This is a genomic window from Jiangella anatolica (assembly GCF_003236295.1).
Classification (GTDB): Bacteria; Actinomycetota; Actinomycetes; order Jiangellales; family Jiangellaceae; genus Jiangella; species Jiangella anatolica.
Genome location: NZ_POTW01000023.1, coordinates 1 through 23,658, shown reverse-complemented (window position 1 = coordinate 23,658; position 23,658 = coordinate 1). Strand labels below are relative to the sequence as shown.

The following is a 23,658-nucleotide window of genomic DNA, read 5'->3' as shown; positions in this document are numbered from 1 at the left end:
CCGAGACGTCCGGATCGCGGGACAAGGTGTTCAGAGTTCGGCCTGGGCGGGAAGCAGCTCCTCCTGCGTGACCTCGATCTGCTCGTCGTGGTGATCGAGCCGCGTGTGCGCGATCAGCGAGTGCAGCGCGCGCAGCGCCGAACCGGCTGTCGACCCCCAGGACGACAGGTAGGAGAACTGCCACCACCACAGCGCCTCGATGACCCGGCCGTCCTTGTAGTGGGTCAGTCCGTGCAGCAGGTCCTGGGCGATGCTGGCGAGGTCGTCGGAGAGCCGGAACCCGGTGGCGCCGCGCTCCGGGTCGACCGGGTCGACGACCTCGACGTACCCGTCGACGGGCTCGAGCAGGGCGGCGATGCGCAGCCGGAGCTCGTCGACGTCGGCGTCCGGGCCGGCGTCGGGCTCGAACCGCTCGTCCGGCACGACGTCGCTGATCGCGCCGAGCCGGCCGCCGGCCAGGCACAGCTGGCTGACCTCGAGCAAGAGCAGCGACAACGTGCTGCCGGGGTCGGCGCCGCGGGCGATCTCGCGGACGGCCAGCAGGAAGCTCTCGATCTGGTCGGCGATCTCCGCGGCGAAGTCGCCGTACTCGGTGGCCCGGTCGTCGGCAGTTCGTGCAGCGCTAGACATCCAGCAGTCTCCGTCCCTCGAATGCGCGGCCCAAGGTGACCTCGTCGGCGTACTCGAGATCACCGCCCACAGGCAGTCCACTGGCCAGCCGCGTCACGCGCAACCCCATCGGCTTGATCATCCGGGCCAGATACGTCGCCGTCGCCTCGCCCTCGAGGTTCGGGTCGGTGGCCAGGATGATCTCCTGCACGGTGTCGTCGGCCAGTCTGGTCATCAGCTCACGTACCCGAAGATCGTCCGGACCGACACCTTCGATCGGGCTGATCGCACCGCCGAGCACGTGATAACGGCCGCGGAACTCGCGGGTCCGCTCGATCGCGACGACGTCCTTCGGCTCCTCGACGACGCAGAGGATCGACGGGTCCCGACGCGGGTCGAGGCAGATGCGGCACTGCTCCTGCTGCGCGACGTTGCCGCAGGTCGTGCAGAACCGGACCTTCTCCTTGACCTCGGTGAGCGCGGCGACCAGCCGGCGCACGTCGTCGGCGTCGGCGGCGAGCAGGTGGAACGCGATGCGCTGGGCGCTCTTCGGCCCGACGCCGGGTAACCGTCCCAGCTCGTCGATCAGGTCCTGGACGACGCCTTCGTACACGACGGCCTCGGCTCAGCTGCCCTGGCCGAGGCGGTCGTCGCCCTCGATCTCACCGCGGATGGTGTTGCCCTGGGGGCCACCACCGGGCGCGCCGCCGCCGGGCGCGCTGCCGGGTGTGCCGCCGCCGCCGAACAGGCCGGCCAGGGGGTTGCCCGCTGCGCCGGCGCCGCCGAGCAGGCCGGCGACGTCGTCGTTGATCGAGTCCAGCTGCTCGTTGGCGCGGCGCTGGATCTCCGCGTGCGCGTCGCGGACCGCCGCGATGATGAGGTCGGCCAGCGTCTCGACGTCCTCGGGGTCGACGACGGACGGGTCCAGCTGCAGGTCGGTGAGCTCGCCGGCGCCGGTGACGGTGGCCCGGACCAGGCCGCCGCCGGCGCTGCCGGTCGCCTCGGCCTCGCTGAGGTCCTGCTGGGCGGAGAGGAGCTGCTCCTGCATGCGCTGGGCCTGTTGCAGCAGCTGGCTCATGTCGAAGCCTTCGGAACCAGGCGGAAACACGGCTGCCTCCTCACCCACGCGGGTGTCTTGTCATGGCACTTGGTCACAGCGAGCCTACGTCACCGACCCGGCCCGATCTGACCAGGTGCGTTGACGATGCGATCACTCGTGCTCGATCTCCGCGATGACGGTGGCGCCGAGGGTCCGCTCCAGCAGCTCGCGCTCGGACACACCGTCGTCGGCCAGGTCGGCGTCGTCGTCCGGGTCGGCGTCGTCGTCGGTCGCCCGGTGGCTCGCCGCGGCGCCGGCACCGGCGGCGGCCGCCGTGGCCCTGGCGGCCTCAGCGGCGGTGTTCTGCTGCACCCGGCGGGCGGCCTCCCGGGCGGCGGCCGCACGGCTCGGCTGTGGCTCGCTCGGCGGGGCCTGGTCGGCGCCGGGCGCGCCCGGGCCGGCGGTCGAGCCTGGATCGCCGCTCTGGGCTCCGCCGGGCGGGGGCTGCGGCGCCTGCTGTCGCTGGGCCGGTTGCTGCTGCTGCGACGACGACCCGGCCGGGCCGCGGTTCTGCGCCGCCGGGTCGGCGGACGGGTCGACGATGGCCTCGATCCGCAGGTCGAGCAGCAGCACGTCCTTGATCGCCTGCTGCAGACACTCCTGGAAGTCGGCGCGCCGGGCGAACGTGTCGCGCAGCGTCGGCTGCCGGAAGGCGAGGGTCAGCACGCCGTCGGCGACGTCGGAGACGACCGACTCCTGCGAGATCAGGCTCCACGGGGTGCGCTTGATCTCCCGGAGTCGGACGAGGACCTCGGGCCACATGCGCCGCAGGTCGGCGACCCCGCCGGAGGCGCCGGCCGCCGCGATCGGCTGCGGCGTGGCGGGCTGCGGGCCGGTCGGTTGCGCCGGCGCCCGCGTCGGCTGAGCCGGCGACGGCGCGCCCGGTGGCGGTGCCGACGGAGCCGGCTCGCCCGGCGGCTCGGTCGCGGCAGCGGCGGCGGCCGGTTCGGGCGCGGCCGCCGGCGGCTCGGCGAACGGCTCGGGATCGGACGGCCACGGGTCGGAGGGCTCGGGGCCGGTGGCGAACGATGGCTCATCAGTGCCGGGAGCGTCCGCCGGCGTCGCGGGCGACGACGGCTCCGGCGACGGATCGGCCGGGCCTGACCCGGCCTGAGTCTTCGGCGCAGACCCGGCTGAGGGCGTCGGCTCCGGGCCTGCCGTCGGCAGGACCGCGTCGGGCCGTGTCGGTTGTGTGCCCCGTGGAGCGTCGGCCCCACCGGCCGATACGGACTCCGCCGTCGGCGGGCCGGCGTCGGGCCGCGTCGGCTGTGTCGTTGGCGAAGTGGCGCCGGCTCCGAACGTCGCAGCGCTCTCGGCCGCCGGCGGGACCGCGTCCGGTCGCGTGGGCTGCGAGTCGCCTGGGCTGGCCGCTCCGGTCGTCGGCGCCGGCTCGGCCGTCGACTGGGCCGCGGGCGCGGCCGGTCCCGTCGCCGGGGGCTCGGCCGCCGGGCTGACCCGCGCGAACGCCGCCTGTCGCCTGGACATACCTGGCGGCACGTCAGGGATCGGCGTCGCCTGTGCGGCTGGGCCGGGGTCCGCGGCGGCAACCGGCGCACCGGCCGCCGGAAGCGGCTCGCCGCCGGTCAGCCGTCGCTCGACCCGGTCGAGGCGGGCCTGCACCCCGGCGACCGTGTCCTCTGCGCCGGGCAGTAGCAGCCGGGCGCAGACCAGCTCCAGTTGCAGCCGCGTCGGCGTGGCGCCCTTCATGGCGGTGATGCCCTCGTCGACGACGGCGGCGAGCCGCACGAGGTCGGCCGGGCCGAACTGCGATGCCTGGATGGCCATCCGCTCGGCCTGCTCAGGCGGCAGGTCCAGCAGCCCCTCGGCGACGGCGTCGGGCGCGGCGCGCAGGACGATGAGGTCGCGGAACCGCTCCAGCAGGTCGGTGAGGAAGCGGCGCGGGTCGTGGCCGGCGTCCATCACCTGGTCGACGGCGGCATAGACGGAGCGGCCGTCGACGGCGGAGATCGCCTCGACCACCTGGTCGAGCATCGCGGCGTCGGTGAACCCCAGCAGCGCCACCGCCAGGTCGTACGTCACCCCGTCGTCGCCGGCCCCGGCGATCAGCTGGCCGAGGATCGACTGCGCGTCCCGGGCCGACCCGGCGCCGGCGCGGGCGACCAGCGCCAGCGCGGCCGGCTCGATCGGCACGCCCTCCTGCTCGCAGATCCAGCCGAGGTTCTGCTGCAGCGTCTTCGTCGGGATGAGGCGGAACGGATAGTGGTGCGTGCGCGACCGGATGGTGTCGATGATCTTGTCCGGCGCCGTGGTCGCGAAGATGAACTTGAGGTGCGCCGGCGGCTCCTCGATCAGCTTGAGCAGCGCGTTCGCCGCGCCCGGCCCCAGCTGGTGCGCCTCGTCGATGATGTAGATCTTGAACCGCGACGACACCGGCGCGAAGTGCGCCTTCTCGCGCAGGTCCCGCGCGTCGTCGACCAGACCGTGCGTCGCCGCGTCCAGCTCGACGACGTCGATGTTGCCCGGCCCGTTCGGCGCCAGGTCCAGGCACGACTGACACTGCCCGCACGGCTCGTCCGTCGGGCCCTTCTCGCAGTTCAGCGACCGCGCCAGAATTCTCGCCGACGACGTCTTGCCGCAGCCGCGCGGCCCGGAGAACAGGTACGCGTGGTGGACGCGGTCGTTGGCCAGCGCTCGCATCAGCGGGACGGTGACATGCTCCTGCCCCACCACGTCAGCGAACCGGCCTGGCCGATAGGTGCGATACAGAGCGAGCGACGACACCTTGCGAACCCTAGTCGCCCGGACCGACAGAATCCCATCCGGACGCAGAAGGACCCCTCGCGCACCCGGTAGAGCCCACTTACCCTTGCTGCCTTCCGGCCCTGGGGGAGTTAGGCGGGGTGCCGCCACGCGAGGGGTCGGCTGCCAGTGTACGTGGTCTCAGGCGAGGGACCACATCCGTACTCCGATTTCAGGCGGAGCGCCCTCGTCCGATAACCTCTCCGGCGGAGGATTCGCCTAGTGGCCTAGGGCGCACGCTTGGAAAGCGTGTTGGGAGCAATCCCTCAGGGGTTCGAATCCCCTATCCTCCGCCAACCCCATGAGGGAAGGCCCGCGGCGCCGGGCGCTGCGACGTGCGCAACGCCCGGCACGGCCGAGCTCAGCCGCGGCGCAGGATGTCGCGGAGCACCTGCGGGTAGTTCGTGATGATGCCGTCGACCTGCCAGTTGATGGCCCGGCGCATGTCCTGACCGCCGTTGACGGTCCAGACGTTGATCTCCATGCCGGCGGCGTGGACCTGCTCGACCGTGGCCTGATCGATCACGCCGAGGGCCGGGTTGACCTGCTGCGCCCAGGTCGCCGCCGCCGCGATGTCGGCCTCGGTGGGCTTGACGCCGTAGAGCAGGCCGACCGGGACATCGGGGGCGAGGTCCTTGTAGACGCGCAGCCAAACGTGGTTGAAGGACTGCAGGACGACGCGGTCGGCGCGGAGGGCGCGGTTGAACGCCGGCAGCGAGCGCAGCTCCTCGTCGAGGTCGGCCTCGATGCCGGGGTAGAGCTCCGGCGACTTCGGCTCCAGCAGCATCCCGGCGCGGTCGCCGACCGCGTTGACCCACTCGGCCAGCGTCGGCACGCGCTCGCCCGCGAACTCCGGAGCGAACCACGAGCCCGCGTCGAGCTGCTTGATCTCGGCGAGGGTGAAGTCGCGAACGTTCCAGGGCGCGCGGTCGGGGAAGACCTCCTCGACGTCGGTCGTGCGGGCCAACGTCAGGTCGTGCATGATCACCAGCTCACCGTCGCGCGTGCGCTGGATGTCGTTCTCCACGACGTCCGACTTGTGCGCGAGCGCCAGGCGGATGGCCGCGATCGTGTTCTCCGGCGCCGCGCCCGACGAACCGCGGTGGGCGATGACCTCCACTTCGGGTTCGGCTCCGCCGGCCGTGGCCGGTCCGGCCGCGGCGAGCACCGGCACCAGTGCAACCAGGGCCGCACCGAAGACGCGAGCAGTGCGAGACATGATGTCTCCTCTCCGTCGGTGATATCTCGGACAGATCGCCCGAAACCACGCTCGACCCTGGCCCATCAACGGGAACGTGGGGTGACCCCTGGTCGAACCTGCTGTGACACACCCGCTCAGGACCGCCATGCGATAGGCCACGTGCGTCACTGAGCTCGCCGCCCGCGATTTCACCTGCTCGAGCTTCAGCGACATCGGCACGATGTGCAGCCGCAGCTCGTCGACCAGACCGGCGAGGTACTGGTTGATGGTCGTCGCACCGCCCGTGATCGCGACATCGCCGTCGCGGGCCGCCGCACGGGCCTGTGCCAATGCCGACTCGATTCCGTCGGTGACGAAGTGGTACGTGGTGCCGCCCTCCATCGGCTGCGGTTCGCGCGCGTGGTGGGTAAGCACGAAGATCGGCGCTTGGTACGGCGGATCGTCGCCCCACCAGCCGTTCCAGTGCCGGTCCCACTCACCACGCACCGGGCCGAACATGTTGCGCCCCATGATGAAGGCGCTGGCGGCCGTCATCTGCTCGATCTCGGCCTGGTTCTCGGCCCTGTCGGTGAACCAGGCGTGCAGCTGGTCGCCCCAGCCGTCGCCGCCGAAGGGACGTTCCTCGGTCTGGTTGAGCCCGGCCGTTTACCCGTCGGCCGTCATCGTGATGTTGCAGATGACCTGGCCCGTGCGCGTCGTCATCGCTCTGGCCTCCTTCGCGAGTGAGGGTTCTGCCGAGCATCCGACCCGTACAACCTGCCTGGACATCACAGCTAGGCGAGGAACTCCCGCACGACGGCGGCTGTCGCCTCCGGCGAGATGGTGTGGTTCTCGCCGCCGGGGACGGTCTCGTACCGGGCGTCGGCGAGCAGGGACGGGAGCGCCTCGGCCGTCCGCCGCAGCACGGGCCAGGTCTCCTTGCCGGTCAGGACCAGGATCGGCACGCCGACCGCACGCATCTCGGGGGTCGGGCGGTCGTACGGCGGCGCGGTGAGGGTGGCGTCGTAGACGACGGTCGGGGCGATCGCCTCCAGTTGCGGGAAGAACGGCGACCGCCGGATCCCGGCGACCATCTCCGGCGGCAGCCCGATCCCCTCGAGCTGGAACGTCGTCACGGCGCCGGCCCGATCGCCGGCCGCGATCAGCACCGCCAGCCGCTCCGGCAGGTCGGCGGGACGGCGGTCCTCCGGCGAGAGCGCGAACGGCGCCTCGTAGAGCACGAGGGCGGTGACGGCGACACCGCGCGACGCGGCGAGCAGGCCCAGATTCGCCCCCGACGAGAAGCCGAACACGGCCGCCGAGCCGCCCACGACCTCCAGCACGGCGGCCAGGTCCTCGACCTCTCGGTCGACGGTGTAGGGCGGCGTGTCGGAGCTGTCGCCGCGGCCGCGGCGGTCATAGCAGACGACGGTGTGCGACGACGCCAGCTCGGCGGCCACGGGGGCCAGCGTGTGCCGGTCGTTGAACGCGCCGGAGACGAAGACGATCGGCGAGCCGGAGCCGGCGAGGTCGTAGGCGATCGTCGTGCCGTCGGCGGACGTGGTGGCAGGCATGGGTCACTCCTCGAAGTCGGGACGGTTCGACCCCACGACGAACGGGAGGGCGCACGATGGACACCATGAGCCAGCCGACCCGCTACCTGTTGCTGATCAGCGCCGACGAGGACCTCGCGCCCGAGATCGTCAGCGACGAGGGCCTGCACCGGTTCCACGAGTGGTTCGCCGACCTCGAGCGACGGGGCGTGCTGCGGGCGCACGAGGGCCTGCATCCGAGCTCGACGGCGACGACGGTGCGGGTGCGCGACGGCGAGGTGCTGCGCACCGACGGGCCGTTCATGGAGACGAAGGACCAGGTCGGCGGGTTCGCGCTGATCGAGTGCGCCGGCCTGGACGAGGCGGTCGAGATCGCCGCCGGTCACCCGGCCGCACGGTTCGGCCAGGTCGAGATCCGCCCGGTCCGATGAACGACGCCGACGTCGAGGCGGCGGTCGCGGCCGCGTTCCGGGACGAGTGGGGCCGGATCGTCGCGACGCTGATCGCCCGCACCGGGGACTGGGACCTCGCCGAGGAGTGCGCCGCCGACGCGTTCGCCGCGGCGCTGGAGACCTGGCCCCGCGACGGCGTCCCGGACCGGCCCGGCGCCTGGCTCACCACGACGGCACGCCGGCGGGCGCTGGACCGGCTACGACGAGCGAAGGCCGGCGCGGTGAAGCTGCGGCTGCTCGCGGCGACGGCGGACGAGCCGGCGGCCCTCGGCACCGAGCCACCGGACGGACCTGACGACGACCGGCTCCGCCTGCTCTACACGTGCTGTCATCCGGCGCTGGCCAAGGAGGCGCAGGTCGCGCTGGCGCTGCGCACGCTCACCGGCCTGACGACGGCGGAGATCGCGCGGGCGTTCCTGGTGCCCGAGGCGACGATGGCCAAGCGGCTGGTCCGGGCGAAGCGGAAGATCCGCGTCGCCGGCATCCCGTACCGCGTCCCGCCGCCGGACCAGCTGCCGGCCCGCACCGGCGCCGTCCTCGGCGTCGTGTACCTGCTGTTCAACGAGGGCTACGGCGCCACGAGCGGCGACGGCCTGATGCGGCCGGAGCTGACCCGTGAGGCGCTCCGGCTGGCCGGGCTGGTCGCCGAGCTGCTGCCGGACGAGCCCGAGGCGCTCGGCCTGCTCGCCCTGCTCCGGCTGCACGACGCCCGCGCCGCGACCCGGGTCGGCGCCGACGGCGCGCTCGTCCCGCTGGAGGAGCAGGACCGCGGCCGCTGGGACCGCGCAGAGATCGACGCCGCCGTCGATCTGCTGCGGCGCGCCCTGGACCGCGAGCGGCCCGGCCCGTACCAACTGCAGGCCCTGATCGCGGCCTGCCACGCGGTCGCCGCCCGGCCGGAGGACACCGACTGGCCGCGGATCGTCCGCCTCTACGACCAGCTGCTGGAGTACACGCCGACGCCGGTGGTGCGGCTGAACCGGGCGGTCGCCGTCGCGATGGCGGACGGCCCGGCCGCCGGGCTCGCGCAGGTCGACGCCGTCGCACCAGAACTGGCCGGCTACCCGCTGTTGCCGGCGACGAGAGCGGACCTGCTGCGCCGCGCCGGCCGGGCCGACGACGCCGCGACGCAGTACCGCGCGGCCCTCGCCGTCGCCGCGAACGCGGGCGAGCGTCGCTACCTCGCCCGCCGCCTGGCCGAGCTGGACGACCGGTGATCGCGGGCTGAGTTCCGCCCGGTCGCGGCATATGCCTGGCGAATCGACGGGCGCAGTTTAGACTGCGCTAGGTGATTTTCAAGCGCGTCGGAGATGGCCGGCCCTACCCCGAGCACGACACGGGACTGCGGGCGTGGTCCGAGCTCCCCCCGCGCCAGATCCGCCTGGACGAGCTGGTCACCACGAAGCGCACGCTGAACCTCGAGACCCTGCTGGCCGACGACTCCACGTTCTACGGCGACCTCTTCGCCCACGTGGTCGAGTGGCGCGGCGAGCTGTACCTCGAGGACGGGCTACACCGTGCTCTGCGAGCGGCGCTGCAGCAGCGTCCGGTGATCCACGCCCGCGTTCTCCTCCTGCAGGACAAGACGCCCGAACCGGCACCGGCAACGGACGCCGACACCGAGGCATGACCTGCGGAAACAGTTAGGCTTGGTAGATCACCATTCCCCGACCCAGCGGCACCGCCGCCGCCGACCCCGGAGCACCCATGGCCTTCGAGGATGAGCAGCTGACCGAGGAGGAGGCTGCCCGGCGGCATCGTTGGCGGCGCATCCGCACCTCGGCGACGCTGCTGATCCTGATCGGCGTGGTCATCGGCGCCGCCTGGTACAGCTGGTCGAACGTCGTCGACGAGGGCGAGACCTCGGCGGCGTCGAGCGGCGAGCCGTGCGCCCTGGGGGTGCCGACGGCCGCGCCGGCTCCGGCCGACGTGCTGGTGAACGTCTACAACTCCACCGACCGCAACGGGCTGGCGTCGGCGATCGCCCGCGAGGTCCGCGGGCGCGGCTTCACCGTCGTCGACGTCGACAACGACCCGCTGGACCGGACCATCGCGGGGACGGCCGAGGTGCGATCGCGTCCCGACGATCAGGCCGCCGCCGAGCTCGTCGCGACGATGGTTCCCGGCGCGGTGTACGTGCCGGACGAGCGGACCGAGGCCACCATCGACCTCGTGCTCGGCGAGGCGTTCGAGGCCCTGGCCGACCCGGCCGCGCCGCCGCCCACTCCGGCGGCCGGCCTGGAGCCGTGCACGCCGGTCGCGCAGTGACGGGCTAGCTCCCGGCCGGTCGTGCGGGCGATGTGCCCAGGGCACGTCACCCTTGTGGACGCCGGACTCAGGGCCGCCGGCCTGCGGGTGCGGTTCGTATCGCGAGGGCCTGGAGCCGCGTGGGTGGCGACGATCCTGCCGTCGTCACGAGCCGCCGGTGCTGAGGCGGCGGTCGCCGACGGTGTGTTCGGCGAGCCGGCGGGCCGCCGCGGCCGGGCGCGAGTCGGGCCGGATGGCGCCGACGGCGAGGACGCCGTCGATGAGGAGCACGAGCTGGTCGGCCGCGCCAGCCGGTTGCGGGTGGCCGAGCGCGCGCAACTCCCGCTCGAACAGCTCGTGCAAGTGCTCGCGATACCCGCGGATGACGGCGTGCGCCGGATGGTCCGGGTCGGCGAGGGCGAGCTCAGCGCCGAGGTACCGGCAGCCGCGGAAGTCGGGCGCCGCGACGACCTCGCCGAGCCAGTCGAAGACGGCCAGAAGGCGTTCGCGCGGATCGTCGCCGGCCGCCCGCATGGTCTGCTCGTACGCGGCCTCGTCCTCGGCGGCGGTCAGCCGGAGCACCTCGGCGATCAACCCGTCCTTGCCGCCGAAGTGCTCGTAGAGCGACCGCCGGGCCACATTCGCCGACTTCAACAGCGCGTCGACACCCACGCCGACGCCCTGGGCGTAGGTCAGTTCCTTGGCCGCTTCCAGCAGGCGTTCCCGCGGTCCCGGCACGGCTCGTGTGGTCACGTGCGCCAGTCTACTTGACGAGTAGATCGACCGGTCTATATGGTCGATAGACCGAACGGTCTATCTAGGAGGAGTTCCGATGACTCGCACCACGGCAGACACGATCGACCGATTCAACCGCGCCTTCGCCGACCACGACCCCGAGGCGCTCACCGGCCTGATCGGGGCGGACTGCGTGATGGAGGCCATCCAGCCGGCCCCGGACGGCACTCGCACCGAAGGGCGGGACGAGTGCCTGGCGTTCTGGCGGGCGCTGGCATCCGACCGCGGCACGCTGTTCGAGCCCGAGGACGTGAGCATCGACGGCGAGCGAGCGACGATCCGCTGGCGGTACCACTTCGGCGACGGCCCTGGCGACTCGGTCCGTGGCGTGACGCTCGTGCGGGTCCGCGACGGGCTGATCGTCGAGGCGCTCGCGTACAGCAAAACCGGCGACGTCCCGCTGGCCGCCGAGACCGGCGGCCCAGGCGGTGTGGACGGCGCGGCCGCCGGCGGCGCGGCGGGCGTGCGGACCACCCGCGAGGTCCTCGACCGGTACAACGAGGCCTTCCGGCTGCACGAGCCCGGGCTGCTCACCGATCTGATCGCCGACGACTGCGTCATCGAGGACTCCGGCCCGGCTCCGGACGGGGTGAACCGGGTCGGTGGCGCGGCGTGCCTGGCGCGGTGGTCCGAGCTCGCCGGCGACCCAGCATTGACGTTCACGCCGGAACCGGCCGACGTCCACGGGGATCTCGCCGTGCAGCCGTGGGGGCTGCGATGGGGCGACGGCGAGCAGGACCGGGTCCGCGGCGTGAACCTCCTTCGCATCCGCGGCGGTCGGATCGTCGAGGCACGCGGCTACGTGAAGGCGTGAGGAGCAGCAGCCATGATCATCATCGCCGGCCACGAACTCGTCGACGCCGACCAGCGCGATGCCGTCGTCGCGGCCTTCCGTGGTCTCGTCACACGCGCCCGCGCCTCCGACGGATGCATCCACATGGCGATGACCGCCGACTCCGTCGATCCCGAACGCGTCAACCTCATCGAGATATGGCGCGACGCCGACGCGCTGAACGCATGGCGCCGGCGGGCCAGGGGCCCGAAGGTCGGCACGCCGAAGCATGTGGAGATCAAGCGTTACGACGCGACCGACGGCGGGCCGCTGTTCTGACCCGGCCGACCGCCGGCTTGTCCTAGTCGTCGTCGGGTTCGGCTTGCCCCCGCTCGCCGAACCAACCGGCCAGCCGGCCCCGTCGGCCGACGGCGCGCAGGCGGGACTCCGTCGCCCGCCGCAGCGCCCGCGGCGCGACGATGAGGATCTCGTCGCCCTGCTGCAGCTTCGTGCGCGGGCCGGGAACCATCGACGTGTCGCCGCGGACGATCAGCGCGATCCCGACACCCGGCGGGACCCGTAGCTCGTTGACCTCGACGCCGTGCAGCTTCGAGCCGGGCGGCACGCGGACGTGGATGAGGTCGGCGTCCAGGCGCTCCAGCGGTGCGGACTCGACGTCGGCGTCGCGGGTCGCGAACGCCGGCACCATGCCGAGCCGTCCGGCCAGCCACGGCAGCGTCGGCGCCTGGATCAGCGTGTAGAGGATGCTGACGATGAAGACGACGGCGAACAGCCAGTCCGCCCGGTCGACGCCCTCGGCCAGCGGGATCGTCGCGAACACGACCGGCACCGCCCCGCGCAGCCCCGCCCACGACAGGAACACCTTCTCGCGGACGGACATCAGGAACGGCGCCGTGGCGGCCCACACCGAGATCGGCCGGGCGACGAACGTCAGCACGGCCCCCGCGACCACGGCGGCGACGAACGCGCCGGGCATGTCCGACGGCGACGCCAGCAGCCCCAGCATCACGAACAGCCCGATCTGCGCCAGCCAGGCCAGCCCCTCGACGAACGACCGGGTCGCCGCGCGGTGCGGCAGGTGCGAGTTGCCCAGCACGAGCGCCGCGATGTACACCGCCGCGAACCCGCTCATGTGCGCGTAGGCCGCGACGCCGTAGGCCAGCACCGTCAGCGTCAGCACCACCAGCGGGTACAGCCCCGACGCCGGCAACGCGGTGCGCCGCAGGATGGCCGCACCCACCCGCCCCACCACGTAGCCCAGCACCGCGCCGCCGATCAGCTCGTACACGACCGTCAGCCCGATCAGCACGAACCCGTCGCCGCTGCCGTGACTGACGCTGAGGATCGTCACCAGCACGATCGCCGGCGCGTCGTTCAGGCCGGACTCCGCCTCCAGCGCGCCGGACAGCCGTCGTTTCAGCGGCAGCCGCCGCAGCGTCGAGAACACCGCCGCCGCGTCGGTCGGCGCGAAGATCGCACCGAGCAGGATCGCCGGCAGCCAGTGCAGGCCGAGCGCGTAGTGCGCGACGACCGCCACGACCGCCGTGCTCACGACCACGCCGACGGTCGCCAGCGACAGGCCGATGCCGAACACCGGCCGCACCTCGTCCCACTGCGTCGTCAGGCCGCCCTCGGCCAGGATCACGATGAGCGCGGCGTAGGCGAACGACCGCGCCAGCTCGGGGTCGGAGAACTGGATGCCGATGCCGGACTCGCCGAGCGCGACCCCGATCAGCAGATACAGCACGAGGCTCGGCAGGCCCAGCCTCAAGCTGACCCGTACCGCGACGACGGCGACGATGAGCACGGCGGCGCCCGCGAGCAGGGCGACGTTGAGCGAGTCGACGGTCATGTCGCCGCACCCCCGTCCCCTGTCGGCGAGCCGCATCGCGGCAGGTCTAGAGCGTAGAGCGCGGGCAGCCGTGGTCGCGCGACAAGTGAGAGCGACAGAGCCCGCCCCGGACTGCCGGGGCGGGCTCTGCACACTGGCGGTAGCGGTGGGATTTGAACCCACGGTGGAGTTGCCCCCACACACGCTTTCGAGGCGTGCTCCTTAGGCCGCTCGGACACGCTACCGCCGTCGAGGGTACCGGAGGCGCGGGCGCTGACGGAAATCGAGCAGGCCTCGCGATCATGACGCGCGGACGCCCCAGGCGGCCAGGAGGTCGTCGGCGCGAAGGACGAGGTCCACACCGGCCTCGTCGGTGACGCCGGCCGGGCACACGGCGACGAGCGCGGCGTCATCGGCGCCCGGGACGACCTGGCGAACCCCGCGCAGGACAGCGGCGTCGTCGGCGTCGAACGGGGTGGTCGTCCGCCACTTGACCGACCCGACCGCCCGGACCCGCGGGCCGTGCGTCGCGACGAGATCGACCTCCGTCGAGTGGTCGCGGTTCCACCACCCGCCGACGGCGTCGGCGTCGTCCAGCCGGTCGAGGTCGGACGCCAGTCGCAGCACGGCGGCCCGCACGACCGGTTCGATCGCCTTGCCCCGCCACGACGGCCAGCCGCGACGGAAGGCGTCGATCGCGAGGTCCCCGCGTCCGCGGGCGATGTTGGCCAGCTGCGGCGCGACGAACCGGAACCAGAAGCGCAGGTACGGGTCGGCGACGCGGTAGCGCCGCAGCCGGCTGTTCGGCGCCGCACCGGCCGGCACGTCGACCGCGATCACCCCACCGACGCCGGCGAGGATCTTCAGGCCGCGGGTGACCGCGGTCTGCACGGTCGCGGTGTCGCCGTCGATGGTCTGTGTGACCCGCGAGAACGTGACCGGCCCGACCTCGGCGGTGCCGATGGCGGCGAGGATCCGGCGGGCCTGCGAGTCGGGCGGGAACTCGGCGTCGAGGCTGAGCTGCGCCTGCACGGCGAGGTCCGAGGTCTCGTCCCGCAACTGCTCGAGGACGAAGTCCTCCGCCGAGGGGGACGCGGCGAGGCGGCCGAGCAGTCGCGGGTAGCCGCCGGTGACGAGGTGCGCGTCGAACGCTTCGACCGCAGTGCGATCCGCGCCGAGCAGCTCCGCACACTCGTACGGGTCGAACGGCTGGACGACGACGATGCCGGCGCGGCCGAACAGCGGCCGGTCGTGCTCGGTCAGTCGCTCCATCATGGCGATGTCGGACCCCACGACCACGAGCAGGACCGGCAGGCCTTCCAGCGTGCGATCCCAGGCGTTCTGCAGAGTTCCCTCCAGCGTCGGGTCGGCCTGCGCGGCCCAGGGAAACTCGTCGATGACGACAACTGCCGGCGAGCCCTGCAAGGTGAGCCGCAGGCGGCCGAAGAACTCGTCCCACGACCCGGGCGGCGAGGCGAACAGCACGGGCACCTCCGGGAGCGGCGTCGTCGATGCCAGGACGTCGCGGGTCAGGGCGGCGAGCTGCGCGCCCGGCGAGGCGTTCTTGACGGCCGTCGTGTAGAGGTACGGCCGCCCGCAGGTCTCGACGAAGTGCGTCAGCAGGCGCGACTTGCCGACCTGTCGCCGGCCGCGCACCGCGAGCATGCGGCCCCGCCCCGTCGCGGCGACCTGGGCAAGCTCGCGCTCCAGCCGGGCCAGCAGTGCCCGCCGGCCGTAGAACCCTCCGGCGTCAACATTCATCTAAGTATCATACATAAATGAATGTTAAGGCTCAGCGCTGCTCGGCGAAGAAGCCGCGGACGAGGGCGCCGCACTCGTCGGCGAGGACGCCGGCGATGACCTCGGGGCGATGGTTGAGCCGGCGGTCGCGGACGAGGTCCCAGAGCGAGCCGACGGCGCCGGCCTTGGGATCGGCGGCGCCGTAGACGAGGCGGTCGACGCGGGCGAGGACGAGGGCGCCGGCGCACATCGAGCAGGGTTCCATCGTCACGATCAACGTGCAGCCGGCCAGCCGCCAGGAGCCGAGGGCGGCGGCCGCGGACCGCAGCGCCAGCACCTCCGCGTGCCCCGCCGGGTCGGCGTCGGCCTCGCGCCGGTTGTGGTCGCGGCCGAGCACCTCTCCATCGGCCCCGACGACGAGGGCGCCGATCGGCACGTCGCCGGTCATCGGCGCCAGCCCGGCCTCGGCCAGCGCGAGGCGCATGAGCGGCTCGTAGCCCCGCCCAGCCGGTCCAACGGACATGTCCCGACCCTAACGGGCGAGGAACCCGGAGATTCTCAGCGTCACCACAGGAACGAGAAGAAATCCTTTGACGAGATCAGGACAACAATGCGAAGCTAAGAAGAACGAGCGTTCGCTTTACGGGAGATCTCATGACCCTCACCTCCCTTTCGATGATCGACCACGGCCTCGGCGCCGACATCGCCGTGGACCGTTCCGTCGACCGGGCCGCCGAGCTGCTGGAACTGCGTCCGGGCGTCAACGAGTTGCTCAAGCTGCACGACCGCGAGCTCGGCGTCCAGCTGCCACTGCGCCGCGACGACGGCAGCCTCACCATCGTGCAGGGGTACCGCGTGCAGCACAACGGCGCCCGCGGGCCGTACCTCGGCGGGCTGCGGTTCCACCCGCGGGCCGACCTGCACCAGACCCGGGCGCTCGCGTCACTGATGACGTGGCGCTCGGCGCTGCACAGCCTGCCGTTCGGCGGCGCCCAGGGCAGCCTGCTGATCGACCCGTCCGACTACTCGACGACGGAGCTCGAGGCGCTGACGCGGCGCTACGCGCTCGCCGTCAGCCACGTGATGGGGCCGCGGCTGGACATCGCCGCGCCCGACCTGAACACCGACGCACGGGTGATGGCGTGGTTCCTCGACGCCTACGCGAGCCGGCACGGGCACGCACCCGGTGTGGTGGCAGGGAAGCCGGTCGGCCTCGGCGGCGTTCCGGGCGGCGAGGCGGCGGCCGGGCGCGGGCTGGTGTACGTGCTGGAGGCGGCGGCGCGGCGGTGGGGACTGGACCTCGCGGCGCAGCGGGTTGCGATCCAGGGGTTCGGCCACGTCGGCTCGTGGGTGGCGCGCGAGCTGTACGTCCGCGGCGTGCGGGTGGTCGCCGTCGGCGACGCGGGCGGCGCGGTGCTGAACGAGCGCGGCCTGGACGTCCCCGAGCTGCTGCGCGCCACCGCCGCCGGCTACTCCGTCGCGGACTCCGGCGCGCCGTCGCAGCGGATCGCGCCGGACGAGCTGCTCACGCTCGGCAGCGACATCCTCATCCCGGCGGCGACCGGCCAGGTGCTGACGGCGTTCAACGTCGACGGCGTCCGCGCGGGGATCGTGGTCGAGGGCGCGGCGCACCCCGTCACGCCGGAGGCCGACGCCGTCCTGGCCGCGCGCGGGGTGCGGGTGATCCCGGACCTGCTGGCCGGCGGCGGCGCCGCGATCGCCGCCTACGCGGAGTGGGCTCAGGGCGTCGCCGGCATCGCGTGGGACGAGCTGCGGCTGGCGACGGAGCTGCGCGGCCGCATCGAACGGACGTTCACCGAGGTGGCCGAGTTCAGCGAGGAGCACCACTGCGGCTACCGGCAGGCGGCCTACGCGATCGCCGTCGACCGGGTCGCCGAGGCGCTGGCCCTTCGCGGCGGGATCTAGGGCAGGACGTCGTCGAGCTGGGGTCCGAAGCCGGCCCGGGCGGCGATCCGCATGAGCATCTCGTCGGGATAGCAGTCGATGTCGTCGCAGATGGCGGCCAGCGCCATCGGGTCGACGCCCAGGTCGGCGAAGATCGTGAGGTCGCCGGCCGGCTGCACGGCGTCGTCGTCGTCCGGGAGCGGCAGCCTCAGCCGCTCCACGACGTCGCGGGCCATCGGCCAGTCGGTGGCCGCGGTGACGTCGGACAGCAGCAGCCGCACGTCGGCGCCGGCCAGGCGCACCGCGTAGAAGAAGTCTTCGTCGACGGAGACGAAGGCCAGCGCGCCACCGTCGCCCGGCCGCTGACGCAGCACCTCGACGATGCGGCCGAGGTCGTGCCCGAACTGCCGTGACACCGACTCCACCTGCCAGTGGCCCGCCTCGCGGTACGCCACGACCACGAAGTCGACGACGCCCTCACCGTCGGACACCAGCGGTGGGGTTCCTACATGCTCTGCCGTAGCCGGCGGCGCAGTCCGGCCGTGCGGCCGTGCCACGGCGTGGAGCGGGCCAGCAGTGCACGGGCTTCGGCCAGCTCACGGAGGAAGACCGCCCGCTGACGCAGGCGTGCGGCGTCGGCGACGAGCTCGCCGCCTGGGGTTGTGGGTTCGTCTGCACCCGAGCCGACAGGCTCGGCTATGGCGCCCTCGGGCATCTGGCCTCCGTTCTTCAGACGCAACCCCTGCACACTCCGGGGACGCTAGCACCAGCGGACCCAACTGGTCGAGAGCGTGCCCGTATTCATATAGGTTCCTCGCATGCGTCTCCTGGCCGTCGACCATCCGCTCGTCGCGCACAAGCTCACCGTGCTGCGCAACGTCCGCACCGACTCGCCCACGTTCCGGCGCCTGGCCGACGAGCTGGTCACGCTGCTGGCCTACGAGGCCACCCGCGAGGCGCGCGTCGACACCGTCGAGATCGAGACCCCGGTCGCGCGGACAACGGGCGTGAAGCTCAGCTCGCCGAAGCCGCTGATCGTGCCGATCCTGCGCGCCGGCCTCGGCATGCTCGACGGCATGGCCCGGCTGGTGCCGACGGCCGAGGTCGGCTTCCTCGGCATGATCCGCGACGAGGACACGCTGCAGGCGACGACGTACGCGACGCGGCTGCCCGACGACCTGACCGGCCGGCAGTGCTACGTGCTCGACCCGATGCTGGCGACGGGCGGGACGCTGGCGGCGGCGGTGCGCTTCCTGGTCGAGCGGGGCGCGGACGACATTACGGCGGTGTGCCTGCTGGCGGCGCCGGAGGGCGTGCAGCACCTGGACGACGAGACCCGCGAGCTGGGCGTGCCCGTGACGGTGGTGACAGCGGCGGTGGACGAGCGGCTGAACGAGAAGGGCTACATCGTGCCCGGCCTCGGCGACGCGGGCGACCGGCTCTACGGCGTGGTCGACTGACCCGACGTTGAAGTGAGGCTCGTCCGCTGCGTCCGTGGGTGAATGGGCTCTACGTTCTGTCTCGTGGCGGGGCGACCCGTGGGGGACCAGTCGAGCCCGCGAAACCGGCGAACGTACGCCACACCGGCGGTCTTGGGCTGGCTCAGGCCTGTGTCCGGCGGTTTCGCGGGCAACGGCCGTCCTCGGGGGTACCGACGCCCACGCCGACCCCTGCCCTTTGTCACCGGCCGGTGAGCACCACCGCGGGACAGCGCGACCGGCAGCAACGATGTGCCATTTCTGTGAGAACGCTGCGGTATCACTGTCGTGGGGACGACAGCTATCTCACACCGTCGCCGCAGTGACCCCACAGCCGTGCGGCCACGGGCCGTCGCAGCGTCCCGACGCACGGCCGGGTGGATTCGCCGTCGTCAGGCCCACACCGTTCCCACCCACCACGTGCAGCAGAAGAGCAGGAAATGATCGTTAAGCAGGCCCGCCCCCGTCTCCCTAGGAATGCATGCCTGGGGAAGCGAGCGCACCCCACTTGACGTGATCATTTCCAAGCGGAGCGGGTCAGAGTGACTTCAGCGCCGTCACGAGCGCCGTCAGCGACGCCTTCGCATCGCCGAACAGCAGCGTCGTCTTCGGGTCGAACAGCAGCTCGTTCTCGATGCCGGCGAACCCGGGCCGCATCGACCGCTTGAGGAACACGATCGCGCCGGCGTGGTCGGCGTCGAGGATCGGCATGCCGTAGATCGGCGAACCGGGCGACGTCCGCGCGGCCGGGTTGACCACGTCGTTCGCGCCGACGACGAGGGCGACGTCGGCGGTGCGGAGCTGGCCGTTGGCGGTGTCCATCTCCAGCAGCTGTTCGTAGGGCACGTTGGCCTCCGCGAGCAGCACGTTCATGTGCCCGGGCATCCGGCCGGCCACCGGGTGGATCGCGTAGCCGACCTCGACGCCGCGCTTCTCCAGCAGGTCGACCAGCTCGCGGATCGTGTGCTGCGCCTGCGCGACCGCCAGCCCGTACCCGGGGACGACGATGACGCGGCGCGCATACGCCAGCATGATCGCCACGTCGTCGGGGCCGGCCGAGCGGACCGGGCGGTCCGACGCCTCGCCGCCACCGGCCGTCGAGCCGCCCTTGAACGCGCCGAACAGGATCGACGAGACCGAGCGGCCCATGGCGCGGGCCATCGCCCGGGTGAGGATCGTGCCGCTCGCGCCGACCAGTGTGCCGGCGACCAGCAGCAGCGCGTTCTCCAGCACGTAGCCGCCGGCGGCGACCGCGAGGCCGGTGAACGCGTTGAGCAGCGAGATGACGATCGGCACGTCCGCGCCGCCGACGGGGAGCACCAGCAGCACGCCGGCCAGCAACCCGACGATCGCCAGGATGATCGCCAGCGTCACGCTGCCGGTGGCGACCGTCCAGACGCCGAGGCCGAGCGCCGCCACGAGCACGCCGCCGAACACGAACGGCCCGCCCGGGAACGTGATCGGGCGCCCGGTCATCAGCTCCTGCAGCTTGAGGAACGTGATGACCGAGCCGGAGAACGACACCGCGCCGATCAGGATCGTGAACGCCGTCGCCGTGAGCGTGCCGGTCGTGAGCAGCTGCGCGAGCCGCTCCAGCTCCTCGAGGCTGTGCCCGCCCGACTCGTCGTTCAGCGGCGAGTACGCGAACCAGCCGGCGTCGTTGTTGAAGAAGCCGTCGGGCTTGACCAGCCCGGCGCGGGCCGGCTCGGACAGCTCCAGCAGGGCCACCAGTGCCGCCGCGCCGCCGCCGACCCCGTTGAAGAGCGCGACGAGCTGCGGCATGGCGGTCATCGCGACCCGGCGGGCGCCCCAGGCGCCGCCGATCGCGCCGACGGCGACCGCGGCCAGGATCCAGCCGAGGTTGTCGATGTCGTAGGCGATGAACGTGACGACGACGGCGAGCAGCGCGCCGAACGCGCCGATCAGGTTGCCGCGGCGCGCGCTCTTCGGCGACGAGAGCCCCTTGAGAGCGAGGATGAAGCAGACGGCGGCGACGACGTAGCAGACCTGGGCCCAGACCGGGATCACTCGCCGCCCTCCTTCGCCGGCAACTGAGCCGACGCCGACGACTGAGCCGGCGCGTCGGGCGGCCGTTTCCCGCCGAACATCTCCAACATCCGGTCGGTCACGACGAACCCGCCGACCAGGTTCAGCGTCGCCAGCACGACCGCGATCAGCGCGACCACCAGCACGCCGGCCTCGTCCGCCGTCCCGGCCACGATCACCGAGCCGACGAGGATGACGCCGTGGATCGCGTTGGCGCCTGACATCAGCGGCGTGTGCAGCGTGGACGAGACCTTCGACACGACCTCGAACCCCACGAACACCGCCAGCACGAACACCGTCAGCAGCGCGACGCCCTCGGTCACTCGGCCTCCAGGAGCTCGCGGGTCGGTGCATGCCGCACGACGCCGTCATGCGTGACGGCGGCGCCGTCGACGATCTCGTCGGCGAAGTCGGGCGTGACCTTGCCGTCGGCCGTCATCAGCAGCACGAGGTTGACGACGTTCGCGGCGAACAGCCGGCTCGCGTGCACCGGCAGCTGGCTCGGCACGTTCTGCGCGCCCCACAGCAGCGCGCCACCGACCGGCACCTCAGCACCCGCGACGCTCCCCTCGACGTTGCCGCCGGACTCCGCCGCGAGGTCGACCACGATGCTGCCCGGCTTCATCGCCTCGACGGCGGCCCGCTCCACCAGCAGCGGCGCCGAACGGCCCGGTACGGCAGCGGTCGTGATCAGCACGTCGGACCCGGACACGTGCGGCGCGAGCAGGTCGCGCTGCAGCTGGGCGCGCTCCTCGGTCATCTCGCGGGCGTAGCCGCCGGCACCCTCGAGACTGGGCAGGTCCAGCTCGACGAACTGCGCGCCGAGGCTGCGCACCTCGTCGGCCGACGCCGCGCGGACGTCGTAGGCCTGGACGCGGGCGCCGAGCCGGCGCGCCGTCGCGATCGCCTGCAGCCCGGCCACACCGGCGCCGAGCACGAGCACCTCGGCCGGCGGGATCGTCCCGGCGGCGGTCATCGAGAGCGGGAAGAACCGCGGCAGCTTCTCCGCGGCGACGAGCACCGCGCGGTAGCCGGCGACCAGCGCCTGCGACGTCAGCGCGTCCATCGACTGCGCCCGCGAGATGCGCGGCACCAGCTCGAGCGAGAACGCCGTCACACCGGCGTCGCGGGCGGCCCGCACGACGTCGAGCTCCTGCGTCGCGGGCAGGAAGGAGACGGTGACGGCGCCGGAGCGCAGCCCGGCGAGGCGATCAGGCGGCAGCGGCTGCACCGACACGACGACGTCGGCGCTGCCCAGCGCGTCGCCGCCGGCGACGGACGCGCCCGCGGCCTCGTAGGCGGCGTCGGTGTGCAGGGCGCCCAGCCCGGCGCCGGACTCGACGGCGACCTCCAGGCCGGCGCTGGTCAGCCGCCCGACGAGGTCAGGGACGAGCGCCACCCGGCGTTCATGGTCACGGGTCTCGGCAGCGACGACGACCTTCATCGCCCGCAGACGTTACCCGTACGGCCGGGGTGATCGACAGGGGCTCGCCACGGGTTGGTCGGTCCCGTAGGGGACGCGCCCTCCCCGGGATGGAGACGAAACGCCGTTCACCGGGGAGAATGGAAGAGCAACGTTCCTAGAAAGGACACGCCATGAGCAAGAACACCACTTGGCTCATCGGAGGAGCGGCCGCGGTGATCCTCGCGCTCTGGCTGCTGCCCTGGTGGCTCTTCCTGGTCGTCGTGATCGGCATCCCGGTCGCCGGCTACCTCATGCTCGACCCGTCCCAGCGGCGCAAGCTGCGCAACCGCCGGAACCGGCAGATCGGGCAGTAGCAGCGGCGTAGATGCCGCATTCACATTGTAGACATCGGACCCGCATGGTCGTAGTCTCCTCGGTGACGAGGAGGTCATCATGCGGGTTCGTGTGCTCATCACCCTGGTCACGGCCGGAACGCTGCCGCTGGTCGGCGGCGGGCCGTCAACGGCGGCCGACGCGGAACGGCTCCCGGCGGCGGACGTCCTCGCGGCACCAGCCGGCTACACCCTGAGCTGGGCCGACGAGTTCGACACCACGTCAGTCGACACGACCCGCTGGTCGTACCGCACCACCAAGCCCCATGACGGCTGGAGCACGCAGCGGCCCGAGAACGTCAGCGTCGGCGGCGGCGTGATGACCGTCCACCTGTGCCCCAAGGGCACCTCCGGACCGCAGTGCCTTCCGACCAGCGCGACCACGGACTACACCGGCGGCGGGCTGATCAGCAAGGCCAGGCCGCGCTACGGCTACTACGAGACGCGGGTCCGGACCAACGTGGGTAGCGGCTGGCACTCGGCGTTCTGGTCGGCCGAGGTCGGGGCCACGGGCGCGTTCACCGAGATCGACGGCTTCGAGATCGACTCGCACATCCCAGACCAGGTCATGCACAACGTCATCGCCTGGAACCACGGCGGCTACCTCAGCAGCGACCTCCTGCGACTGGGCTTCGACAGCTCGGCCGGCTGGCACGTCTACGGCTTCGAGTGGACCGAGGATCGGGTGCAGTTCTACGTCGACGGCCAGCGGACCTGGTACGCCGACTACGCGCCGGGCACGTACGTCCACAACTTCCTCAACGTCTGGCTGACGACCATCGCCGTCGGCCGCAACGGCAGTCCCGGCGTCGACGACAGCGCGCTGCCGGGCCAGGTGCAGTGGGACTACTTCCGCTTCTACGAGCGCGACGCCTACGGCGACAACGACTCGCCCACCGGCGGATACGCCGAGTCCGGCACCGGCTGGGGCAGCTCCGGGCTGCCCGCGTTCGCCCGGTTGACCAGCCGGTACAGCTGCGACCCGGGCACGTCGGCGCACTGGACAGTCCGGCCGCCGGCCACCGGCAGCTACCGCGCGTACTTCTACCGGGTCGGCGGCGACGGCGGGCAGACCGGCGCGCCGGTGACGGTGTCCGACGGCGGCACGACGCTCGCCTCGGCGCCCGTCGACTTCGGCGCCGCCGGCAACGCGTGGGTCCCGGTCGGTGGCGCGCTGAGCCTGGTCGAGGACCGCCCGTACACCGTCCGCGTCGAACGGACCGGCGCCGGCTGCATCCGTGCCGACGCCGTCAAGCTCGTCCGGCAGTGAGCCCGGCCGCGTGCCCGCCACGCGCCACGCCGGCCCGGCCCACACCTCTCCAGCTCGTCACCCCGACCGCCCGTCCAGGAGGCCGCCCGTGATCGTTCTGCCC

General features: G+C 72.6%; 24 protein-coding genes, 2 tRNA genes, 1 other RNA gene and 1 pseudogene. 11 read left to right on the top strand and 17 right to left on the bottom strand.

Annotated elements, in window-relative coordinates:
• Window positions 1-30: 30 nt before the first annotated feature.
• From C1I92_RS11775 to ffs, 5 genes are all read right to left on the bottom strand, one after another.
• Entirely contained in the window at window positions 31-630 is a 600-nt protein-coding gene (locus C1I92_RS11775) for a DUF5063 domain-containing protein (protein ID WP_111254852.1), read from the bottom strand.
• Window positions 623-1,222, bottom strand: coding sequence for a recombination mediator RecR (gene recR / locus C1I92_RS11770; RefSeq protein ID WP_111254851.1), 600 nt, complete (start codon window positions 1,220-1,222; stop codon window positions 623-625). Before recR ends, C1I92_RS11775 begins: the two co-directional genes overlap by 8 nt.
• 12 nt (window positions 1,223-1,234) lie before the next feature.
• Window positions 1,235-1,687: a YbaB/EbfC family nucleoid-associated protein gene (locus tag C1I92_RS11765; RefSeq protein ID WP_111254850.1), complete on the bottom strand. Its 453-nt coding sequence runs from the start codon at window positions 1,685-1,687 to the stop codon at window positions 1,235-1,237.
• Window positions 1,688-1,819: 132 nt separating this feature from the next.
• On the bottom strand, window positions 1,820-4,450 hold the full coding sequence (locus C1I92_RS11760) for a DNA polymerase III subunit gamma and tau (protein WP_111254849.1): 2,631 nt from the start codon (window positions 4,448-4,450) through the stop codon (window positions 1,820-1,822).
• Window positions 4,451-4,495: 45 nt separating this feature from the next.
• Window positions 4,496-4,592, bottom strand: an RNA gene (gene ffs, locus C1I92_RS11755) — signal recognition particle sRNA small type.
• An 84-nt stretch (window positions 4,593-4,676) separates the two neighbouring features.
• Here ffs and C1I92_RS11750 point away from each other — a divergent pair.
• Window positions 4,677-4,764 (top strand) — tRNA-Ser (locus tag C1I92_RS11750).
• 65 nt (window positions 4,765-4,829) lie between these two features.
• Here the strand turns inward: C1I92_RS11750 and C1I92_RS11745 are convergent.
• The 3 genes and pseudogenes from C1I92_RS11745 to C1I92_RS11735 all read right to left on the bottom strand — a co-directional run bounded on the left by C1I92_RS11745 (window position 4,830) and on the right by C1I92_RS11735 (window position 7,222).
• Entirely contained in the window at window positions 4,830-5,687 is an 858-nt protein-coding gene (locus tag C1I92_RS11745; protein ID WP_111254901.1) for a glycerophosphodiester phosphodiesterase, read from the bottom strand.
• Between the two features lie 120 nt (window positions 5,688-5,807).
• Window positions 5,808-6,371, bottom strand: a pseudogene (locus C1I92_RS35580) (dihydrofolate reductase family protein); the annotation flags it as partial.
• A 71-nt stretch (window positions 6,372-6,442) separates the two neighbouring features.
• Window positions 6,443-7,222 carry an alpha/beta fold hydrolase gene (locus C1I92_RS11735; protein WP_111254848.1) on the bottom strand — a complete coding sequence of 260 codons (780 nt, stop codon included), beginning with the start codon at window positions 7,220-7,222 and terminating at the stop codon, window positions 6,443-6,445.
• A 65-nt stretch (window positions 7,223-7,287) separates the two neighbouring features.
• On the opposite strand from C1I92_RS11735, the gene C1I92_RS11730 reads away from it, so the two are divergent.
• The 4 genes from C1I92_RS11730 to C1I92_RS11715 all read left to right on the top strand — a co-directional run bounded on the left by C1I92_RS11730 (window position 7,288) and on the right by C1I92_RS11715 (window position 9,921).
• Window positions 7,288-7,632 carry a YciI family protein gene (locus C1I92_RS11730; RefSeq protein WP_111254900.1) on the top strand — a complete coding sequence of 115 codons (345 nt, stop codon included), beginning with the start codon at window positions 7,288-7,290 and terminating at the stop codon, window positions 7,630-7,632.
• Window positions 7,629-8,870 (top strand): RNA polymerase sigma factor, encoded by a 1,242-nt coding sequence (locus tag C1I92_RS11725; RefSeq protein ID WP_111254847.1) that lies wholly within the window; start codon window positions 7,629-7,631, stop codon window positions 8,868-8,870. The genes C1I92_RS11730 and C1I92_RS11725 overlap by 4 nt, the downstream gene beginning before the upstream one ends.
• A 71-nt stretch (window positions 8,871-8,941) precedes the next feature.
• Window positions 8,942-9,283, top strand: coding sequence for a type II toxin-antitoxin system VapB family antitoxin (locus C1I92_RS11720; RefSeq protein ID WP_111254846.1), 342 nt, complete (start codon window positions 8,942-8,944; stop codon window positions 9,281-9,283).
• A 77-nt stretch (window positions 9,284-9,360) separates the two neighbouring features.
• On the top strand, window positions 9,361-9,921 hold the full coding sequence (locus C1I92_RS11715; protein WP_111254845.1) for a LytR C-terminal domain-containing protein: 561 nt from the start codon (window positions 9,361-9,363) through the stop codon (window positions 9,919-9,921).
• Window positions 9,922-10,065: 144 nt separating this feature from the next.
• On the opposite strand, the gene C1I92_RS11710 is transcribed toward C1I92_RS11715, so the two are convergent.
• Window positions 10,066-10,653: a TetR/AcrR family transcriptional regulator gene (locus tag C1I92_RS11710; RefSeq protein WP_111254844.1), complete on the bottom strand. Its 588-nt coding sequence runs from the start codon at window positions 10,651-10,653 to the stop codon at window positions 10,066-10,068.
• A gap of 79 nt (window positions 10,654-10,732) precedes the next feature.
• Between C1I92_RS11710 and C1I92_RS11705 the strand changes: the two genes are divergently transcribed.
• Both C1I92_RS11705 and C1I92_RS11700 read left to right on the top strand, forming a co-directional pair.
• Window positions 10,733-11,509 (top strand): nuclear transport factor 2 family protein, encoded by a 777-nt coding sequence (locus C1I92_RS11705; RefSeq protein WP_111254843.1) that lies wholly within the window; start codon window positions 10,733-10,735, stop codon window positions 11,507-11,509.
• Window positions 11,510-11,521: 12 nt separating this feature from the next.
• Window positions 11,522-11,806, top strand: coding sequence for a putative quinol monooxygenase (locus C1I92_RS11700; RefSeq protein ID WP_111254842.1), 285 nt, complete (start codon window positions 11,522-11,524; stop codon window positions 11,804-11,806).
• A 22-nt stretch (window positions 11,807-11,828) separates the two neighbouring features.
• On the opposite strand, the gene C1I92_RS11695 is transcribed toward C1I92_RS11700, so the two are convergent.
• From C1I92_RS11695 to C1I92_RS11680, 4 genes are all read right to left on the bottom strand, one after another.
• On the bottom strand, window positions 11,829-13,340 hold the full coding sequence (locus C1I92_RS11695) for a potassium/proton antiporter (protein WP_111254841.1): 1,512 nt from the start codon (window positions 13,338-13,340) through the stop codon (window positions 11,829-11,831).
• Window positions 13,341-13,474: 134 nt separating this feature from the next.
• A tRNA-Ser gene (locus C1I92_RS11690) sits at window positions 13,475-13,564 on the bottom strand.
• 55 nt (window positions 13,565-13,619) lie between these two features.
• Window positions 13,620-15,080, bottom strand: coding sequence for an ATP-binding protein (locus tag C1I92_RS11685; RefSeq protein ID WP_111254840.1), 1,461 nt, complete (start codon window positions 15,078-15,080; stop codon window positions 13,620-13,622).
• A gap of 31 nt (window positions 15,081-15,111) precedes the next feature.
• Window positions 15,112-15,582, bottom strand: coding sequence for a nucleoside deaminase (locus C1I92_RS11680; RefSeq protein ID WP_233506927.1), 471 nt, complete (start codon window positions 15,580-15,582; stop codon window positions 15,112-15,114).
• A 131-nt stretch (window positions 15,583-15,713) separates the two neighbouring features.
• On the opposite strand from C1I92_RS11680, the gene C1I92_RS11675 reads away from it, so the two are divergent.
• Window positions 15,714-16,985: a Glu/Leu/Phe/Val family dehydrogenase gene (locus tag C1I92_RS11675; protein WP_111254838.1), complete on the top strand. Its 1,272-nt coding sequence runs from the start codon at window positions 15,714-15,716 to the stop codon at window positions 16,983-16,985.
• Here C1I92_RS11675 and C1I92_RS11670 read toward each other — a convergent pair.
• Window positions 16,982-17,455, bottom strand: a complete 474-nt coding sequence (locus C1I92_RS11670; RefSeq protein ID WP_199521155.1) for a tRNA adenosine deaminase-associated protein — start codon at window positions 17,453-17,455, stop codon at window positions 16,982-16,984. The genes C1I92_RS11675 and C1I92_RS11670 overlap by 4 nt on opposite strands.
• Before the next feature lie 327 nt (window positions 17,456-17,782).
• On the opposite strand from C1I92_RS11670, the gene upp reads away from it, so the two are divergent.
• The gene (upp, locus tag C1I92_RS11660; RefSeq protein ID WP_111254836.1) at window positions 17,783-18,424 is read left to right on the top strand and encodes a uracil phosphoribosyltransferase; all 642 of its coding nucleotides are present in this window, start codon (window positions 17,783-17,785) and stop codon (window positions 18,422-18,424) included.
• A gap of 555 nt (window positions 18,425-18,979) precedes the next feature.
• Here the strand turns inward: upp and C1I92_RS11655 are convergent.
• Genes C1I92_RS11655 through C1I92_RS11645 form a run of 3 tightly spaced genes read right to left on the bottom strand, consistent with a single transcriptional unit; the run spans window position 18,980 to window position 21,932 of the window.
• Window positions 18,980-20,470 carry an NAD(P)(+) transhydrogenase (Re/Si-specific) subunit beta gene (locus C1I92_RS11655; RefSeq protein WP_111254835.1) on the bottom strand — a complete coding sequence of 497 codons (1,491 nt, stop codon included), beginning with the start codon at window positions 20,468-20,470 and terminating at the stop codon, window positions 18,980-18,982.
• Window positions 20,467-20,811 carry an NAD(P) transhydrogenase subunit alpha part 2 gene (locus tag C1I92_RS11650; protein ID WP_111254834.1) on the bottom strand — a complete coding sequence of 115 codons (345 nt, stop codon included), beginning with the start codon at window positions 20,809-20,811 and terminating at the stop codon, window positions 20,467-20,469. Before C1I92_RS11650 ends, C1I92_RS11655 begins: the two co-directional genes overlap by 4 nt.
• Entirely contained in the window at window positions 20,808-21,932 is a 1,125-nt protein-coding gene (locus C1I92_RS11645) for an NAD(P) transhydrogenase subunit alpha (protein ID WP_111254833.1), read from the bottom strand. The genes C1I92_RS11650 and C1I92_RS11645 overlap by 4 nt, the downstream gene beginning before the upstream one ends.
• A gap of 152 nt (window positions 21,933-22,084) precedes the next feature.
• Between C1I92_RS11645 and C1I92_RS11640 the strand changes: the two genes are divergently transcribed.
• Together C1I92_RS11640 and C1I92_RS11635 are read left to right on the top strand one after the other, a co-directional pair.
• On the top strand, window positions 22,085-22,267 hold the full coding sequence (locus C1I92_RS11640) for a tail-anchor membrane protein (RefSeq protein ID WP_111254832.1): 183 nt from the start codon (window positions 22,085-22,087) through the stop codon (window positions 22,265-22,267).
• A 79-nt stretch (window positions 22,268-22,346) separates the two neighbouring features.
• Window positions 22,347-23,555, top strand: a complete 1,209-nt coding sequence (locus C1I92_RS11635) for a family 16 glycosylhydrolase (protein WP_111254831.1) — start codon at window positions 22,347-22,349, stop codon at window positions 23,553-23,555.
• Window positions 23,556-23,658: the final 103 nt, after the last annotated feature.

Bases quoted from the DNA above. Each gene is read 5' to 3' on its own strand.
- C1I92_RS11725 (WP_111254847.1), top strand. From the start codon at position 7,629: ATGAACGACGCCGACGTCGAGGCGGCGGTCGCGGCCGCGTTCCGGGAC.
- C1I92_RS11645 (WP_111254833.1), bottom strand. From the start codon at position 21,932: ATGAAGGTCGTCGTCGCTGCCGAGACCCGTGACCATGAACGCCGGGTG.
- C1I92_RS11745 (WP_111254901.1), bottom strand. From the start codon at position 5,687: ATGTCTCGCACTGCTCGCGTCTTCGGTGCGGCCCTGGTTGCACTGGTG.
- C1I92_RS11695 (WP_111254841.1), bottom strand. From the start codon at position 13,340: ATGACCGTCGACTCGCTCAACGTCGCCCTGCTCGCGGGCGCCGCCGTG.
- C1I92_RS11775 (WP_111254852.1), bottom strand. From the start codon at position 630: ATGTCTAGCGCTGCACGAACTGCCGACGACCGGGCCACCGAGTACGGC.
- C1I92_RS11675 (WP_111254838.1), top strand. From the start codon at position 15,714: ATGACCCTCACCTCCCTTTCGATGATCGACCACGGCCTCGGCGCCGAC.
- C1I92_RS11685 (WP_111254840.1), bottom strand. From the start codon at position 15,080: ATGAATGTTGACGCCGGAGGGTTCTACGGCCGGCGGGCACTGCTGGCC.
- C1I92_RS11715 (WP_111254845.1), top strand. From the start codon at position 9,361: ATGGCCTTCGAGGATGAGCAGCTGACCGAGGAGGAGGCTGCCCGGCGG.
- C1I92_RS11730 (WP_111254900.1), top strand. From the start codon at position 7,288: ATGAGCCAGCCGACCCGCTACCTGTTGCTGATCAGCGCCGACGAGGAC.
- upp (WP_111254836.1), top strand. From the start codon at position 17,783: ATGCGTCTCCTGGCCGTCGACCATCCGCTCGTCGCGCACAAGCTCACC.
- C1I92_RS11735 (WP_111254848.1), bottom strand. From the start codon at position 7,222: ATGCCTGCCACCACGTCCGCCGACGGCACGACGATCGCCTACGACCTC.
- C1I92_RS11700 (WP_111254842.1), top strand. From the start codon at position 11,522: ATGATCATCATCGCCGGCCACGAACTCGTCGACGCCGACCAGCGCGAT.
- C1I92_RS11640 (WP_111254832.1), top strand. From the start codon at position 22,085: ATGAGCAAGAACACCACTTGGCTCATCGGAGGAGCGGCCGCGGTGATC.
- C1I92_RS11635 (WP_111254831.1), top strand. From the start codon at position 22,347: ATGCGGGTTCGTGTGCTCATCACCCTGGTCACGGCCGGAACGCTGCCG.
- C1I92_RS11765 (WP_111254850.1), bottom strand. From the start codon at position 1,687: ATGAGCCAGCTGCTGCAACAGGCCCAGCGCATGCAGGAGCAGCTCCTC.
- C1I92_RS11680 (WP_233506927.1), bottom strand. From the start codon at position 15,582: ATGTCCGTTGGACCGGCTGGGCGGGGCTACGAGCCGCTCATGCGCCTC.
- C1I92_RS11705 (WP_111254843.1), top strand. From the start codon at position 10,733: ATGACTCGCACCACGGCAGACACGATCGACCGATTCAACCGCGCCTTC.